The organism is Rhizobium mayense (genome assembly GCF_030272705.1).
GTDB classification, from domain to species: domain Bacteria; phylum Pseudomonadota; class Alphaproteobacteria; order Rhizobiales; family Rhizobiaceae; genus Rhizobium; species Rhizobium mayense.
Genome location: NZ_JARFYM010000068.1, coordinates 1 through 14,984, shown reverse-complemented (window position 1 = coordinate 14,984; position 14,984 = coordinate 1). Strand labels below are relative to the sequence as shown.

The following is a 14,984-nucleotide window of genomic DNA, read 5'->3' as shown; positions in this document are numbered from 1 at the left end:
ATGACGCCGTCGTGCCTGATCATGATTTCGGTTTGGCCACGGAAAATATCCGTGCTCTCGACAATTCTAATTTGCGGTGCGGCCATCAGCGGCACCGGCTGCAATGGGGTTTTCTCAGCAATCATCCTGCTTGGTTTTGCCTGAAAATTCATAGGGAGCCAGGCAATGCCCGGCCAGATTTATCTTGACTCACATACTCAAGGTTTCCTAAAGAGGCAATAGAAGACTGTAATAGTCAAGTTTAAATTTTGGGCGGTGCGCAAGCTGGTATCTGGTGCTCGATCTGCGCTCGCCATGAGATATTCAGGAGAGATTGCCGATGCCGACGAAAACGATTTTGACGGTGGCCGCCGGTGGGCTTTTCGCCATTGCATCCTGCGTCCGGGCCTTCGCCCAGGATCCGACCACAGCTCCAGCGGCGAATGCCCGGAAGCTTAGTGTCGAGCTCAACGCGCTGGCGCCGTCCCAGAAAGGCTGCATGATGACCTTCGTCGCGGAAAATGATCTCACAACGCCCATCGGCAAGATCTCCTTCGAGCTCGCCTTCTTCAACGACAAGAATGCGGTCAACCGTGTCACCGTCCTCGATTTTCGTGACCTGCCGGTCGGCAAGAAGCGGGTGCGGCAATTCGATATGCCCGGCGTGAAGTGCGAGAGCGTGAGCCGGATCATTATCAATGATACGCCGGTGTGCGACGGCCCGGCGGCGGGGGAGTGCAAGGCGGCTCTCACGACACGTTCACAGCTTTCCGTTCCTTTCGAAGGCTGAGATCATGGCCTCCCGCTCGGTCAAGGTTTCCATCGAGCGTCGACGCGCTGGCGGTGGCATGAATGACAATTATCCGAGTGCCCTTCCGGGCCACGAACTGGCCGGCCTTGACGGCCTGCCGCGCCCACCGGCCGCCGAAGCGGTTGCGCATTATAGTCGTTTTGCGCAGATAGGTTCTTTTCCTGATCATCCGGCCGAGCCTGCGCCGGATGCGCCCGAGCCGCCCGTCATGGATTTGCTGGCGGAGAGGCCGAACCGCGCCCCGTCGACAGGCAAGAGAGGCGTCACCTTCGCTTGCCTCGGCTCCTTCCTCTTTCATGCCGCTGTTGTTGGGGTTTTGTTGGTGACGATGGCCGTGGCGCCCGAAGATGCTGAGGAGGAGGCAGGCGACACCGTCAGCGTCATTATGCTTGGCAGCTCCGATATGGACCAGATGTCAGCGGGCGAAGAAAGCGCGGAGCCGCAGCCCGAGCAGATAACTGCAGATGCCGTGCAGCCGGATACAGTGCAGCCAGCAGATGCTAAACCTGTGGAAGCGGAAGTCGTTCAGCCGCAACCGATGGCTGCTCGGTCAGTCGAGACAGCGGAAGCAGTTCAACCGACGCCCGAAACGGTGGAGTCAGCGCAACCGTCGCAGCCGCAGCAACAGGTGTCGCCGGAAACGATTGTCAGCCCGGAACCGGAAGTGCTAGCGACGCAGGCGCCGGCCGAGACGACCGTGGTTCAGCCGATGACAGAGTCGGCGCAGCCAACAAACGCTGAGCCTGACGAAGTCCGGCCCGTAGAGACGGAACCCGTTGAAGTGCAGCCGGCGGAAACAGCGCAAGCTGCTGTACCGCCTACCGAAGTGGTGACCCCGGTCGAAAAACCGGTTCAACAATCGAAGCCGGTTGAAAAGCCGAAGGATGTCGTCAAGAAACAGCCGCCCAAGGCCGTGAAGGTAAAGGCTGGCTCCGGCGGCGAAAGCGAGCAGAATTCGAAGAAGGGCTCCGCTGAGGGCACTGAAACCGCGCAATCGAATACAAATTCGCTCACCGACGGTCGGCGCACCGGCTCGGGCAGTGCGGCCGTCGCCAATTATCCGGGCAAAGTGCAGTCCCGCATTCGCCGCGCCGTCCGTCTGTCCTCAAAATACGAAAAGGGCATAACGGTTCGGGTGCGTCTGACGATTGGTGCGGGCGGTGAACTCAGTTCCCTCTCGATAGCGCGGAGTTCCGGCATTCCTGAGCTGGATGAAGCTGTCACCGATGGTGTTCGCCGCGCCGCGCCGTTTCCGCCGCTACCTCCGGAATGGGGCAAACCCAGCTGGTCCTTCACCCAAGAGGTTCAGGTGACCGGGCGATAGCGGATAAATATGATGGAAATAATCAACTTTATACTTTACTGCAAAAATCAACTTTAATATGGTCTCCCCGCGCTCGCTGGAATCGAGGGCACAAGAGCAACCAGCAAACGGGTGATGTATGGCGCGTAAGGGGAAAAAAGATTTTAGCCGCGAGGCGCAAACGCCGGCGTCGGCATCCGGAAAATCCGGGCTCGACGGACGCAGCTTCCTTTATGTCGGCGGTCGCGATTGCCAGGTGGCGCATCTGCGCCAGATCGCCAGCAGTTTTGGCGCTGAACTGATCCATCACGACGGCGGCTTGCGCGAGGCAGTGTCGCGCATCGACACCGTGCTGCCATCCGTCGACTGCGTCTTCTGCCCGATCGACTGTATCAGCCACGACGCTTGCCTGCGAGTGAAGACCGGCTGCAAGAAATTCGGCAAGGCCTTCATACCCTTGCGAAACGGCAGCAAGTCGAGCCTCGAGCGGGCGCTGCAGACAATGAACGAACGAGACAATTCCCGATGACTGACAAAGGCCCCGACGGGTTCATGATGATCGGCCTGCACAAGCTGGCCTCGCAAAAAGGCGACGGCTTGGTGCCGGAGCTCTATGAGTTATTGATGCGCCGCGCCGAGGAGCAAAGAGAGGCGTCCAACGTGACGGGCTTTCCGATTTGGAAGGCGCGCCCTCTCAGTGAAGAGCCCGATCCGCCGTTGGGTGTTTCTGCGCAAGACGGCACGAATGTCATTGCCTTTGCCCCGCGACCGGGCAAGACTGCCCAGCGACGCAAGAAGGTCTGACACCAGGAGAGCCAGCCATGTACATCGCGATGAACCGCTTCAAGGTCATCATCGGTTCGGAGAGCGCTTTTGAAGCCGTCTGGAAGGACCGCGATTCACGGCTGGACGAGGTCCCGGGTTTCATGGAATTCCGTCTGCTGCGTGGCGGCACAAACGTGGAGGAGGGCTACACGCTGTTTTCCTCGCACACGGTCTGGCGCAGCGAAGAGGATTTCCTCAACTGGACCAGATCCGAAAATTTCCGCGTGGCACACCGCAATGCCGGAGATAACAAAGCGCTTTACTGGGGACCGCCGCGGTTCGAGGGATTTAATGTGGTTGCCGGGGTTTGACGGCATCGTCTGATCTCAGCCGGCTGAGATAAGCGGCGGTTCTTCAAGTTTCAGCCACGGGCCCTTTAAAGAGCGCTCCCAGAGCCACCACGGCCCATCCCGCTATCATGCCGAGCCCTCCTGTGGGAGCGGCCAGCGGGAAAAGCGAGTTGCCGCCGAAATGGCGGATAACAAGATCGCCGGCAAAGATCAGTGTTCCCAGCCCGAGCAGCATTGCCGCCACCGGCGCGGTGCGAATGCGGTCATACCCGACGTAGAGGGCGAGCAGGGCAGGGGCATGTGCCAGGCACATGGTCGAGGCGGAACCGAGAAAATGCGCGTCGCCGCCATGGGACGCCGCTGCCGCGAGCGCGACACCGGCGCCACCAAGGAGGCCGGCGATGAACAGGGTGAGCGGACGGATTGCGGCGCTGAAGCTCATGTCTATTCCTGTTCCCGGTTCTGCATGTGAAAGGCGAGGCGCTCGATTGGCTCCCAGATGATGGCCCGAAGCTTCTCGTTCTCGATGGTTTCGTCCATGGCGCGGCGGAAACAGAGCAACCATTCGTCGCGTTCCCTGGGGCCGATAGCGGCGACGAAATGGCGGCTGCGCAGGCGCGGATGGCCGCGCTTTTCGATATAGAGCTGCGGTCCGCCGAGGTAGCCGGTCAAATATTCGTAGAGCTTTTCCCGGGAACCTTCGAGGCTTGGCGGATGTACGGCGCGGCAGTTTGCTGCTTCCGGCAGGGTATCCATCAGTTCGTAGAAACGTGCCGTCAGCGCCCGCACGGTCTGATCGCCGCCGATCGCTTGGTAAAGTGTGATGGTCTCTTCGCTCAAATGCCGGTCCCCGTTCGCTGCGGTCTAAATGGCAACTCGCAAGGCTGGCCGCAACTGCCGATATCGGCCATGCGGCGTTTCGGCGCTGGAGCGGCACGGCAAGTCTTCCACTCTTATGGTCGCGCTATTCCGCTGCCATCAGATGAAAACTGTCGCTCTCGCCGGGAATAAGCTTCAGCGGCCAGATCATGTTGCGCTCGCTGTCGGGATAGAAGTGGCTGTAGGCGGGCATGGTGGCAAGCAGGGTTTCGGCGAGCTCGACGCCGAGATCGTGCAGCGACATGCGGAAGCAGGTCAGCGCCGGCTGCAGGAATTTGGCGCGCGGCTCTTCGCGGAACCCGATGACGGCGAGGTCGTGGCCGGGAATGACGCCGGCCTCGGTCAGCCGGCGGTAAAGGCCGATCGCCATCAGTTCATAGATCAGGATCACCGCCGTCGGCCGGTTGTCAATTTGCAGCAGCTCGTGGCCTGCCTGATAACCGCCTTGTTCGCTGGTTTTGACACGGATGACCAGCGACGGGTCATAGGCTATCCCATGCCGCTCCAGTGCGCGGCGGTAGCCATCGAGAAAGATGTAGCCGAGGTTGATCTCGTTCGAGGGCGCGGCGATGGCGATGCGGCGATGCCCATGTGCCACCAGACGGTCGACGGCGCTATTGGCGACACCATCGAAATCGAGGTCGATCCATGAGGAATTGCCGCTCGACAGGCTGCGACCGAGCGATACGAAAGGGATCTTCGCCTTGGAGAGCAGATCGATACGCTTGTCGACGCGCTGTGTCGCCGAGATGATCATGGCGTCGACGACGCGTCTCGCGACCATGCGTTTCAGATATTCGTATGGGTCCTCGTCGGTCGGGCAGGGGAGCATGATCAAATCGAGCTTGTGGCGAGCGAGCACGCTTTGCAGGCCACTCGTCAGGCCGAGGAAGAAGTTGTCGCTGTCTTCTATCGTTTCCTTGCTGGATTCGATCATCAGGCCGATGACGTTGGTCGTGCCTTGCCGGAGGCTGCGCCCGGATTGGTTCGCGACATAGCCGAGTTCTTCGGCCGCGGCGAGCACGCGCTTGCGGGTTTCCTCGTTGACATCGGGCTTGCCATTCAGCGCCCGCGACACCGTGCCGATCGAGATATCGAGGTGTTCGGCAAGCTGGCGAATCCCCTTCATCGACTGCGATTTTCCTCCGCTCAACAATTTCCCAATATCTCCTCTATTGACACAGTAAAATCTTTTCGCATAGGATCGTAAACGTTTACGGGACGCGTGTCATGTGGAGTTTGACGCCGTTCGCAGGAGGAAATCGTGAAATTTAACGCCATTCTGTGCGGGTGCGGAGCTATGTCCAAAGGCTGGCTTCGGGCTATTGTCTCGACGCCATCACTTGCCGAAGCCATTACGATTGTCGGCCTGGTCGATCTGAACCGGGCGACCGCGGAAAACCTTGCAAAAGAGTTCGGTCTCCAAGACGCCGTCATCGGCGCGGACTTGGGCGAGGTCATCGCCACGACGAAGGCCGACCTCGTGTTCGACGTCGTCATTCCCGCGGCTCGCTTCGGCGTGGTGTCGACTGCGCTGAAGGCTGGTTGCCATGTGCTTAGCGAAAAGCCGATGGCGACCTCTCTGGCCGAAGGCGCCGCCCTAATCGATCTTGCCGCCGAGACGGGTAGGGTGCATGCCATCATCCAGAACCGCCGCTTCATCTCGGGCGTGCGCCGCATGCGCCGTTTCGTGGAGGAGGGCGCGATTGGCGAACTCACCGGCATTCATTGCGATTTCTTCCTCGGCCCGCATTTCGGCGGGTTTCGTGAAGAAATGGACAATGTGCTGTTGCTCGACATGGCGATTCACACCTTCGACGCCGCCCGCTTCGTTGCCGGCAAGACGCCGCTTTCGGTCTATTGCGTCGAGAAAAATCCTGTCGGTTCCTGGTACAAGCACGGCGCATCCGCGCATGCTCTGTTCGAATTTTCCGACGATGTCGTCTTCAGCTATCGCGGCTCCTGGTGTGCCGAAGGCAAGCGCACGAGCTGGGAGAGCCAGTGGCGGCTCACCGGCAGCAAGGGCATGCTGACGTGGGACGGCGAGGAGCATTTTGAAGCCTCCGTCGCCGGCGATGAGCCCGGCCTGCTGCACGGCTTTACGCCGATCGAAGTTCCCAGTCCCGAACACGATGAAGAGACGCATGGGCACGCCAGCGTCATCGCCTCGTTCATCGAGGCGGTGAAGACAGGCAAGCGGCCGGAAACCGAAAGCCGCGACAATATCCGCAGCCTCGCCATGGTCCTCGGGGCGATCGAAAGCGCCAAGTCGGGCCGACGTATCGAAATTTCAGCATAAGGACAGTGAGATCATGACAAATCCGGCAAAGGCCATCCGCATTGGCACGATGATCAAGGCGACCAACGAAGATGCCGCCAAGGGCATCGCCAAGATCGCCGATCTCGGCTTCGAAAGCTTCGAACCCTTTTTCTGGCAGACGACCAACGGCCAGAACCTTGCCGAGCTCGGCAAGCGCTGCCGCGAGGCCATCGGCGACCGTGACATTACCATTTCCACGATCGGCATGTTCGGCAATCCGCTCGAAGGCACCGACCTCGACCAGCAGACGCTGCAGGGTTGGAAGGATTGCATCGACAACGCCCACCATTTTGGCGCAACCTGCGTCGCCGGCTTTACCGGCCGCATCCGCAACAAGCCGCTCACCGACAGCCTGCCGCGCTACAAGCAGGTCTGGAGCGAGCTTGCCAAGCGCGCCGCCGACAAGGGCATCAAGATCGCCTTCGAGAACTGTGCGATGGACGGCAACTGGGCAACCGGCGATTGGAATATCGCGCATAATCCGGATGCCTGGGAGCTGATCTTCAACGAGACGCCCGATGATAATATCGGCCTCGAATGGGAGCCGTGCCACCAGATGGTCTATCTCATCGAGCCGCTGCCGCAGATCCGCAAATGGGCAAAGAAAATCTTCCATGTCCACGGCAAGGACGCGACGATCCGCTGGGATGTCATCAAGGAACACGGCATTTTCGGCAAGGAGAAGTTCGTGTTCATGCGCACGCCGGGCTTCGGCGACAGCAACTGGACCGACATCATCTCCGAACTGCGCCTTGCCGGCTGGTCGGGTTCGATCGACATCGAAGGCTGGCACGATCCGGTCTATCGCAATGAACTGGAAATGACTGGCCAGATCCACGGCCTGAACTATCTCAAGAAGAGCCGCGGCGGCGATTTCGTCGAATAACACGCAACCGTTTAAATCGGGATCGATTTAAGGAAAGAGTTGTGCGTTAATCCGGGAAGCTGGAGCGGCGCCTTGTAACACTCCAGTCGGCCCGGACGTCGAAACGGAGGAGCGTTAAGAGGTCCAGCGATCGCCCGTTGGACTCATGGAGTGAGCGGGCGAACGCAAGGCCAATAGGAAACGCCGACAGGCATCGCGAGCCATGCCGTCGGATCGATACTGTCACGGTTCGCAAAGTGGAGGAGAATGTATGAATATGTTTTCGAAGCTGGCGATCACCGCCGGCATGTCGCTTCTGTTGGCTGCCGGTGTAGCGCAAGCCCAGAACAAGACATTTAACGTCTGGTGGTACGAGCTGCCGGATACGCCTCAGGCCAAGGCTTGGACACAGGCGCTCGGCGAATTGAAAGCCAAGCATCCCGACATCACTATCAATTTCGAACAGAAGACCTTCGAGCAGTTGCAGAAGGCTGGCAGCCTCATCCTCAATTCGGACCAGGCGCCGGACGTGCTCGAATATAACAAGGGCAATGCAACGGCGGGTCTCGTCGCTTCGCAGGGCTTGCTGACGCCGCTTGACGATGAATTCAAGTCGCGCGGCTGGGACAAGATTCTCAGCGATACCAAAACCCCGCTCACCAAATACGACCAGAACGGCATTTATGGTTCCGGTCCGATGATCGGCATCCCCGCTTATGCCGAATTTGTCTCGGTTTTCTATAATGTCGACATGTTCCAAGCGAACAACGTCAAGGTGCCGACCACCATGGACGAGTTCGAGGCTGCTCTCGCTGCCTTCAAGCAGAAGGGCATTACGCCGCTTGCCTACGGCACGGTCGATTCCAACGCGCAGCATCTGCTTTATACGCTGGCGCTGACGCAGGCCGACGACACCTGGGTCAAGAATTACCAGGGCCTCAAGGCGCCGCTGGACACCAAGCCCTTCCTGTTTGCTGCCCAGAAGATCGTCGACTGGGTCAACAAGGGTTACATCTCCAAGGATTCGACCGGCCTTAAGGGCACGGGTGGTGCCGATAACCTGTTCTCTTCCGGCAAATCGCCGATGTTTGTCAGCGGCACCTGGAACAACGGCAATTTCGCTACCAATATCAAGAACTTCAAGTGGAGCCAGTTCGTCTTCCCGACGTCGAAGTACAGCACCGGCTCCACGGGCAGCATGTTCATGGTGCCGAAGAGCGCCAAGAACAAGGATCTTTCCTATGAGTTCATTGGCCTGGTGTTGAGCAAGGAAAACCAGAACGCGCAGGCAAATCTCGGCGGCGTCGCCATTGCTGCCGATCCGGCAGCCATCACCGATGAGGTCGGCAAGCGCAATGTGGAGCTCTTCAACCAGATCTCCGACAAGGGTGGCCTCGGCTTCTATCCGGATTGGCCGGTACCGGGCTACTACGAGCTTCTCATCCAGGCGACCACCGGCCTGGTGAATGGCTCGACGACGCCTGACCAGTTCGTCGCGCGCCTGAAGAAGGCCTACGACGACGTGCAGGCGGCTCAATAAAACCATCGGCAATAATTCATGGCGGCGGGACGGCTTCAATGCCGCCTCGCCGTATCGGACTGGAGGAATTCGATGGAGAAATCTCAGAACGCCGGGAGGGCGGGGTACTACCTTTATATGATCCCAGGCATGCTGGGGTTTATCCTGGTGGTGCTCGTTCCGCTGATCGCCAATTTCGCGATCAGCTTTACCACCTGGAAAGGTGGAAACATTGCACCGCGCTATGTCGGATTTGAGAACTACCAGAGGCTGCTTGCCGATACAGTGTTCTGGAGTTCGATCCAGCACACGATACTGTTCATCATTTCGATGACGATCGTGCCTATTCTCCTTGGACTGGTTCTGGCGGCGGTTCTGTTCGACTATATCAGCGCGCAGTTCAGCGAAACCTGGTCGAGTTTCTTTCGCGCCGGCTTCTATCTGCCTCAGATTTTGCCGCTGACGGCCGCGGGCGTTCTTTGGGCCTGGATCCTTAACCCGGTCGGGATCATCAATGCGGTGCTGAAAGGGATTGGCCTGGATTTTCTGGCGAAGAACTGGCTGGGGGACGCAAGCTTCGCGCTCTGGGCGGTTTCGGCGGTCATCGTCTGGGTTCAGGTCGGCTATTGCCTCGTCGTGTTCATGTCCGGATTGGCGCGCGTGGACCCTTCGCTCTATGAAGCCGCCGAACTCGACAATGCGAGCTGGTTCGGGCGTTTCCGCTACATCACTATCCCCATGCTCATGCCTGAGATTTTTGTTGTCGCCCTTACGACGCTGATCGCGGCCCTCAAGGTCTTTGCGCCGATCTACGTTCTGACATCGGGCGGCCCCGACAATGCGACAACGGTGCCTTCCTATCTGTCCTACTATCATTTCTTCACGACAAACCGCGTCGGCTATGCAGCGGCGATCGCGACCCTGCAGACCGCGATGACGATCGTGCTCGGCGTCGTCTTCCTGCGCATGCAGTCGAAACAAGAGGGAGGGCGTTGACATGACGACCACGGTTTCGATTTCGACTGAGGCCGCATCGGAAATGCACGTGCATCATGGCCAGAAGAAGGGCTTTGCCCGCTGGATTGTGCTGGCTATCCTGCTCGTCCTTCTTGCCGCTACGCTCTTTCCGTTCCTACTAGCGGCGTTGAATGCCATCAAGACGCCGGCGGACTATGCGGCCAATGGTCCGCTTGCTCTGCCGCGTAGTTTCGACCTGACGGCGCTTCAGAACTTCTGGACGACAGTCGATTTCACCCGCAAGCTCTTCAACAGTATTCTCATCAGCGGCTGTACGGCCATACTGGCCGTCGTCCTCAGCCTGCTCAATGCCTATGCCATCGGCATCGGGCGCGTGCGGGGCGGAAAAGGGTTGCTGGTGCTCTTGCTGATTTCCATCATGGCGCCGCAGGAAGCGCTGGTCTATCCCCTTTACTACATGGCCAAACAGATCGGCCTGTTCGACTCGATGCTCTCCGTGATCCTGATCTTCGGCGTCTTGCATACCGCATTCGGGACTTATCTTCTGTCATCGGTCTTGACGACGTTCCCACGTGAGATCATCGAGGCCGCGCAGATCGACAATGCGAGCCGGTGGCAGATCCTTTGGAAGGTGATCGTGCCGGTGCTGCGGCCGACACTCGCCGTGCTAGCAACCTTCTTCTTCATCTGGACCTGGAACGAATTCCTGATTCCCCTGGTTTTCCTGGTCTCCAACAACAATCAGACGGTCTCCGTCGCCATGGGCGTGCTGTCGGGCGCCAATACGCAGGATCCGACCGCGATTGCCGCGGCTTCCTTGCTCGGCGTCACGCCGACGGTGATCTTCTTCCTGATTTTCCAACGCACGCTCACGCGAGGTGTGGCGGTTGGTGCTGTCAAATAGACCGAGGGAAAAGGTAGGTCCGACGAAGTTCAATTCTCCTGGAGGAGGAAAAAGTGGCAGGAATCAATATCAAATCCCTCACCAAGCATTTCGGTGCTGTACAGGTTCTCAACGACATAGATCTCACGATCGAGCGTGGAGAGTTTGTCGTGTTTCTCGGCGGATCCGGCTGCGGAAAATCAACCCTGCTGCGGATGATTGCCGGGCTTGAATCGATCACCAGTGGCGAAATCTGGATCGGAGGCAAGCGCGTCGATCAGCTTCCGCCCGGCGAGCGCGGCGTGTCGATGGTGTTCCAGTCCTATGCGCTTTATCCGCATATGACGGTTCGGGATAACATGTCGTTCGGCCTCAGGAACATCAAGACGCCAAAGGCGGAGATCGCGAAGCGCATCGATGCCGCCGCCAAGATATTGGAGATGCCCCATCTGCTCGACCGCAAGCCGTCCGAGCTTTCGGGCGGTCAGCGCCAGCGTGTCGCCATCGGCCGCGCGATCGTGCGAGAGCCCGAGGTTTTCCTGTTCGACGAGCCGCTGTCCAACCTCGATGCCGGCCTGCGCACCCGCACTCGCGTCGAGCTCGCTCAGCTGCACGAGCGGCTGGGCGCGACGATGGTCTTCGTCACCCACGACCAGGTGGAGGCGATGACGCTTGCCGACCGGATCGTGTTGCTGAACAACAAGAAGATCGAACAGGTGGCGACACCGGTGGAGATCTATACGCGTCCGGCGACGCGCTATGTTGCTCAGTTCGTCGGCTCCCCAGGCATGAACTTCGTCAATGTGGCCGATGTCAGTGAAGCCGAAGGCTTTGCGACGGCGACCTTGCCCGATGGGTCTGTTATCAAGACGACGGTTCCACTGAACGGCATGGCGCGCTCCGAATTGACGCTCGGCATCCGGCCCGAATATCTGGTGGCGACAACGGCGGAGAAGGGGGACATATCTGGTACGGTCGAGACGGTGGAGAGATTGGGCGACCGTTCTCTTGTCCATGTCAGGCTGAAGGATGGTTCGAAGATCATCGGGACCGACCCCGGCATGACCAGCATCACCTCGGGAGCACCGATCGCGTTTGCCGTCAATGGTCCCAAGCTGACGATCTTCGACCAGAACGATGTCGCCCATCATTCTGCAGTTGAGGAAGCGCACTAACGGCCCAAACAACCGACGGCGGCGGGCTGCCTCAAACTTATCATTGACGAAACCGTCTATTTGGTATGTTATGTCGGTATGTCTACCGCGCACCACAGAAAGAAGCAGCCTTTGCTCGTCCGCCAGCAGTTGCTGGAGGTGGCGGCGCGGCTGGCGTCGGAGAAGGGGATGACGGCGGTGACGCTGGATGCCGTTTCGGGGGCGTCCGGTGTCAGCAAGGGCGGGCTGCTGCATCATTTTCCAAACAAGAATACCCTTTTGGAGGCATTGTTCGACAGCCTGCTCGAGCACCTGGATGGGGCAATCGAAGAGGCGATGCGGGCCGATCCGCTGCCGCATGGACGTTTTACCCGCGGCTATCTTCGCGCCTGCCTGGCACTCCGCGACCAGCCGCAGGAAGCGAGGGATTGGGCGCAGGTGACGATGGTGCTGCTCAGCGAACCGCAATTGCGGCAACGCTGGCGCGACTGGGTTCGCGAGCGCAGCGAGGAATATATCGGCACGGATTCTTCAGTGGACGCCGCTATCGTGCTGTTGGCAACCGATGGGCTGTGGCTGGCCGACCTGCTCGGCAGCCATGAGATGGATGAGAGCGCCCGTGAGAAGCTGGTCGACCGGCTCATCGAACTCACGCAGCTTTAGAAATCAAGGGAAGATCGGAATGGCGAATGCATCTGTCTATGCGATGCTGCTGGTGGCGATTGTGCTGGAAGTGATCGGCACGACGGCGCTGCAGATGTCGCAGCAGTTCACCCGCCTCGGTCCTTCGATCGTGCTCGTGCTGTGTTACGTCGCGGCCTTCTATTGCCTGTCGCTGACCTTGCGGGTGATCCCGGTCGGCATTGCCTATGCCATCTGGAGCGCGCTCGGCATCGTACTGATCTCGGCCGTCGGTCTGGTGTTTTTTCGCCAGAAGCTGGATCTGGCGGCGACCATCGGACTGGCATTGATCATCGCCGGGGTGCTCGTGGTCAATCTCTTTTCGAAATCCGTGTCGCACTAGAACGCCGCAGCGCAATTTGGATCACGGTTTATATCATATGACCGAAAACGTTTCCGAATGCGGCGATTTTGCCTTTGTCAAATCGCAGGTGACGGGCTATGTCTTGCTCAGGAGGCCAGATGGAGAGCTGGGAGCGGCTATTTCTCAAAGCGCTTTGGTTTCGGCTAACCTATTCAATTACATGTGTTTTAGAGGAGCACTGAGATGACCATTCGCACCGTCGTTTGGGGGGAGAATATTCATGAGCAGACCAACAAGGTCGTGGCTGGGATTTATCCCGAGGGCATGCATACGACGATCGCCAAGGCGCTCAACACCGATGCCGGCATAGAAGCGACGACGGCGACGCTGCAGGAGCCGGAGCATGGCCTGAGCGAGGCGCGGCTGAAGGACACCGATGTTCTCGTCTGGTGGGGCCACAAGGACCATGGCGCGGTGAAGGACGAAATCGTCGAGCGTGTCGCCAAGCGCGTCTGGGAAGGCATGGGCCTCCTCGTGCTGCATTCCGGCCATTTCTCGAAGATATTCAAGCGACTGATGGGCACGCCCTGCGCATTGAAGTGGCGCGAAGCCGGTGAACGCGAGCGCCTTTGGGTCATCAATCCGCGCCACCCGATCGCCGCCGGCCTCGGCGAACATTTCGAGCTGGAAAACGAGGAAATGTACGGCGAGCAGTTCTCCGTTCCCGAACCGCTGGAAACGGTGTTCATTTCCTGGTTCCAGGGCGGCGAGGTCTTCCGCTCCGGCATGACCTGGCGCCGCGGTGCAGGCAATATCTTCTATTTCCGCCCCGGCCACGAGACCTATCCGACCTATCACAATGAGACCGTGCAGAAGGTGCTGATCAACGCCGTCAAGTGGGCACACAATCCGCTTGGCACGCAGGCCAACATCCATGATGCGCCGAACGTCCCGGTCGAAAAAGCGCTGGAGCCGATCGTCGAGCGCGGCCCGAAACTGCACCAAGCCGGCGAAGCCGGTTATCGCTGAGGTATAATATGCGTCTCATAGTCGTTGGCACGGGCGGCATGGCGAAGAACCATGTGGAGCATTTCGCCCGTATTCCAGGCGTCGAAATCGTTGGCGCCGTGGATACGGATGCAACGAGGCTCACGGCCTTCTCCGATATGTTCGATATCAAGAAACGCTTCTCGTCGCTGGACGAAGCGCTCACCTGGGGTGAGTTCGACGCGGCGACCAACGTTACGCCGGATCGGGCTCACCACCCGACCACCTTGCCGCTGCTTGCCGCCGGCAAGCACGTTCTCTGCGAGAAGCCGCTTGCGGAGAATTACGAGAAAGCGCTGGAAATGACGGAGGCGGCCGAACGGGCCGGCGTCGTCAATATGGTCAACCTTACCTACCGCAACGTCGCGCCCCTGCAGAGGGCGCGCGAAATGGTGATATCGGGTGAGATCGGCACGGTGAAGCATGTGGAGGCGTCCTACCTGCAGAGCTGGCTCGTCTCCAGGGCCTGGGGCGATTGGCGAAGCGAATCCAAGTGGTTGTGGCGGTTGTCGACCGGTCACGGCTCGAATGGGGTGCTTGGCGACATCGGTATCCATATCCTCGACTTCGCCGCCTTTGGCGCGGCGACGGATATCGACCATGTTTTCGCTCGGCTCAAGACCTTCAACAAGGCGCCGGACGAGCGCATCGGCGAATATACGCTCGACGCAAACGACAGCTTCTCGATGTCGGTCGATTTCGCAAACGGCGCGCTTGGTGTCGTGCATGCGAGCCGCTGGGCGACGGGGCATCTCAACGAGCTGAAACTGCGTATCTACGGCGAGCGCGGCGGGCTGGAGATCTCCCATAGCCCCGCCGGTTCAGAATTGCGCGCTTGCCTCGGCGAGGATACGGAAACAGCGACATGGAGGGTTATCGAGGTTCCGCCGGTGCCGACCAATTATCAGCGTTTCGCCGACGCCGTCATGACCGGTAGCCATCAGGATCCGACCTTCCGCCATGCCGCCAATTTGCAGCGTGTGCTCGACCTTGCGATGGTCACGGAAAAGGAGCGACGTGAACTGAAGGTTTGACGACGCTTTGTTCTATGCGTGACGTTTAAAGCGGCCGCCTTCGGGCGGCCGTTTCTTTTGGAAAGTAGTAGAATTTCGAAGCATATTTTTATTGTTGCTGGTAATATAATGA

General features: G+C 59.2%; 18 protein-coding genes. 15 read left to right on the top strand and 3 right to left on the bottom strand.

What is annotated here, in order from left to right:
* Positions 1-319: 319 nt before the first annotated feature.
* The 5 genes from PY649_RS34160 to hmuQ all read left to right on the top strand — a co-directional run bounded on the left by PY649_RS34160 (position 320) and on the right by hmuQ (position 3,229).
* Complete coding sequence (locus tag PY649_RS34160) at positions 320-769, top strand: hypothetical protein (RefSeq protein ID WP_285873458.1); 450 nt, start codon at positions 320-322, stop codon at positions 767-769.
* A 4-nt stretch (positions 770-773) separates the two neighbouring features.
* Positions 774-2,114, top strand: a complete 1,341-nt coding sequence (locus PY649_RS34155; RefSeq protein WP_285873457.1) for an energy transducer TonB — start codon at positions 774-776, stop codon at positions 2,112-2,114.
* 118 nt (positions 2,115-2,232) lie between these two features.
* Complete coding sequence (locus tag PY649_RS34150) at positions 2,233-2,622, top strand: DUF2325 domain-containing protein (protein WP_285873456.1); 390 nt, start codon at positions 2,233-2,235, stop codon at positions 2,620-2,622.
* Positions 2,619-2,897: a hypothetical protein gene (locus tag PY649_RS34145; RefSeq protein WP_285873455.1), complete on the top strand. Its 279-nt coding sequence runs from the start codon at positions 2,619-2,621 to the stop codon at positions 2,895-2,897. Before PY649_RS34150 ends, PY649_RS34145 begins: the two co-directional genes overlap by 4 nt.
* A gap of 17 nt (positions 2,898-2,914) precedes the next feature.
* Positions 2,915-3,229, top strand: coding sequence for a heme-degrading protein HmuQ (gene hmuQ, locus PY649_RS34140; protein WP_285873454.1), 315 nt, complete (start codon positions 2,915-2,917; stop codon positions 3,227-3,229).
* A gap of 43 nt (positions 3,230-3,272) precedes the next feature.
* Here hmuQ and PY649_RS34135 read toward each other — a convergent pair whose 3' ends face one another.
* The 3 genes from PY649_RS34135 to PY649_RS34125 all read right to left on the bottom strand — a co-directional run bounded on the left by PY649_RS34135 (position 3,273) and on the right by PY649_RS34125 (position 5,216).
* Positions 3,273-3,650 (bottom strand): DUF423 domain-containing protein, encoded by a 378-nt coding sequence (locus PY649_RS34135; protein ID WP_285873453.1) that lies wholly within the window; start codon positions 3,648-3,650, stop codon positions 3,273-3,275.
* Positions 3,651-3,652: 2 nt separating this feature from the next.
* Positions 3,653-4,048, bottom strand: coding sequence for a group II truncated hemoglobin (locus PY649_RS34130; protein ID WP_285873452.1), 396 nt, complete (start codon positions 4,046-4,048; stop codon positions 3,653-3,655).
* 124 nt (positions 4,049-4,172) lie between these two features.
* Complete coding sequence (locus tag PY649_RS34125) at positions 4,173-5,216, bottom strand: substrate-binding domain-containing protein (RefSeq protein WP_285873451.1); 1,044 nt, start codon at positions 5,214-5,216, stop codon at positions 4,173-4,175.
* A 135-nt stretch (positions 5,217-5,351) separates the two neighbouring features.
* Between PY649_RS34125 and PY649_RS34120 the strand changes: the two genes are divergently transcribed.
* From PY649_RS34120 to PY649_RS34075, 10 genes are all read left to right on the top strand, one after another.
* Positions 5,352-6,386 carry a Gfo/Idh/MocA family protein gene (locus PY649_RS34120; protein ID WP_285873450.1) on the top strand — a complete coding sequence of 345 codons (1,035 nt, stop codon included), beginning with the start codon at positions 5,352-5,354 and terminating at the stop codon, positions 6,384-6,386.
* Between the two features lie 13 nt (positions 6,387-6,399).
* Positions 6,400-7,293: a sugar phosphate isomerase/epimerase family protein gene (locus tag PY649_RS34115; protein WP_285873448.1), complete on the top strand. Its 894-nt coding sequence runs from the start codon at positions 6,400-6,402 to the stop codon at positions 7,291-7,293.
* A 250-nt stretch (positions 7,294-7,543) separates the two neighbouring features.
* Positions 7,544-8,812: an ABC transporter substrate-binding protein gene (locus tag PY649_RS34110; protein WP_285873446.1), complete on the top strand. Its 1,269-nt coding sequence runs from the start codon at positions 7,544-7,546 to the stop codon at positions 8,810-8,812.
* A gap of 72 nt (positions 8,813-8,884) precedes the next feature.
* Positions 8,885-9,787, top strand: coding sequence for a carbohydrate ABC transporter permease (locus tag PY649_RS34105; protein ID WP_285873445.1), 903 nt, complete (start codon positions 8,885-8,887; stop codon positions 9,785-9,787).
* 1 nt (position 9,788) lies between these two features.
* Positions 9,789-10,673, top strand: a complete 885-nt coding sequence (locus PY649_RS34100; protein ID WP_285873444.1) for a carbohydrate ABC transporter permease — start codon at positions 9,789-9,791, stop codon at positions 10,671-10,673.
* A 53-nt stretch (positions 10,674-10,726) separates the two neighbouring features.
* Entirely contained in the window at positions 10,727-11,827 is a 1,101-nt protein-coding gene (locus PY649_RS34095) for an ABC transporter ATP-binding protein (RefSeq protein WP_285873443.1), read from the top strand.
* A gap of 78 nt (positions 11,828-11,905) precedes the next feature.
* Positions 11,906-12,469: a TetR/AcrR family transcriptional regulator gene (locus PY649_RS34090; RefSeq protein WP_285873442.1), complete on the top strand. Its 564-nt coding sequence runs from the start codon at positions 11,906-11,908 to the stop codon at positions 12,467-12,469.
* Between the two features lie 19 nt (positions 12,470-12,488).
* Complete coding sequence (locus tag PY649_RS34085) at positions 12,489-12,830, top strand: DMT family transporter (RefSeq protein ID WP_285873441.1); 342 nt, start codon at positions 12,489-12,491, stop codon at positions 12,828-12,830.
* Between the two features lie 204 nt (positions 12,831-13,034).
* Positions 13,035-13,820, top strand: a complete 786-nt coding sequence (locus PY649_RS34080) for a ThuA domain-containing protein (protein ID WP_285873439.1) — start codon at positions 13,035-13,037, stop codon at positions 13,818-13,820.
* A gap of 8 nt (positions 13,821-13,828) precedes the next feature.
* A complete protein-coding gene (locus tag PY649_RS34075) occupies positions 13,829-14,872 on the top strand; it encodes a Gfo/Idh/MocA family protein (RefSeq protein ID WP_285873438.1) in 1,044 nt (347 codons plus the stop codon).
* Positions 14,873-14,984 lie beyond the last annotated feature (112 nt).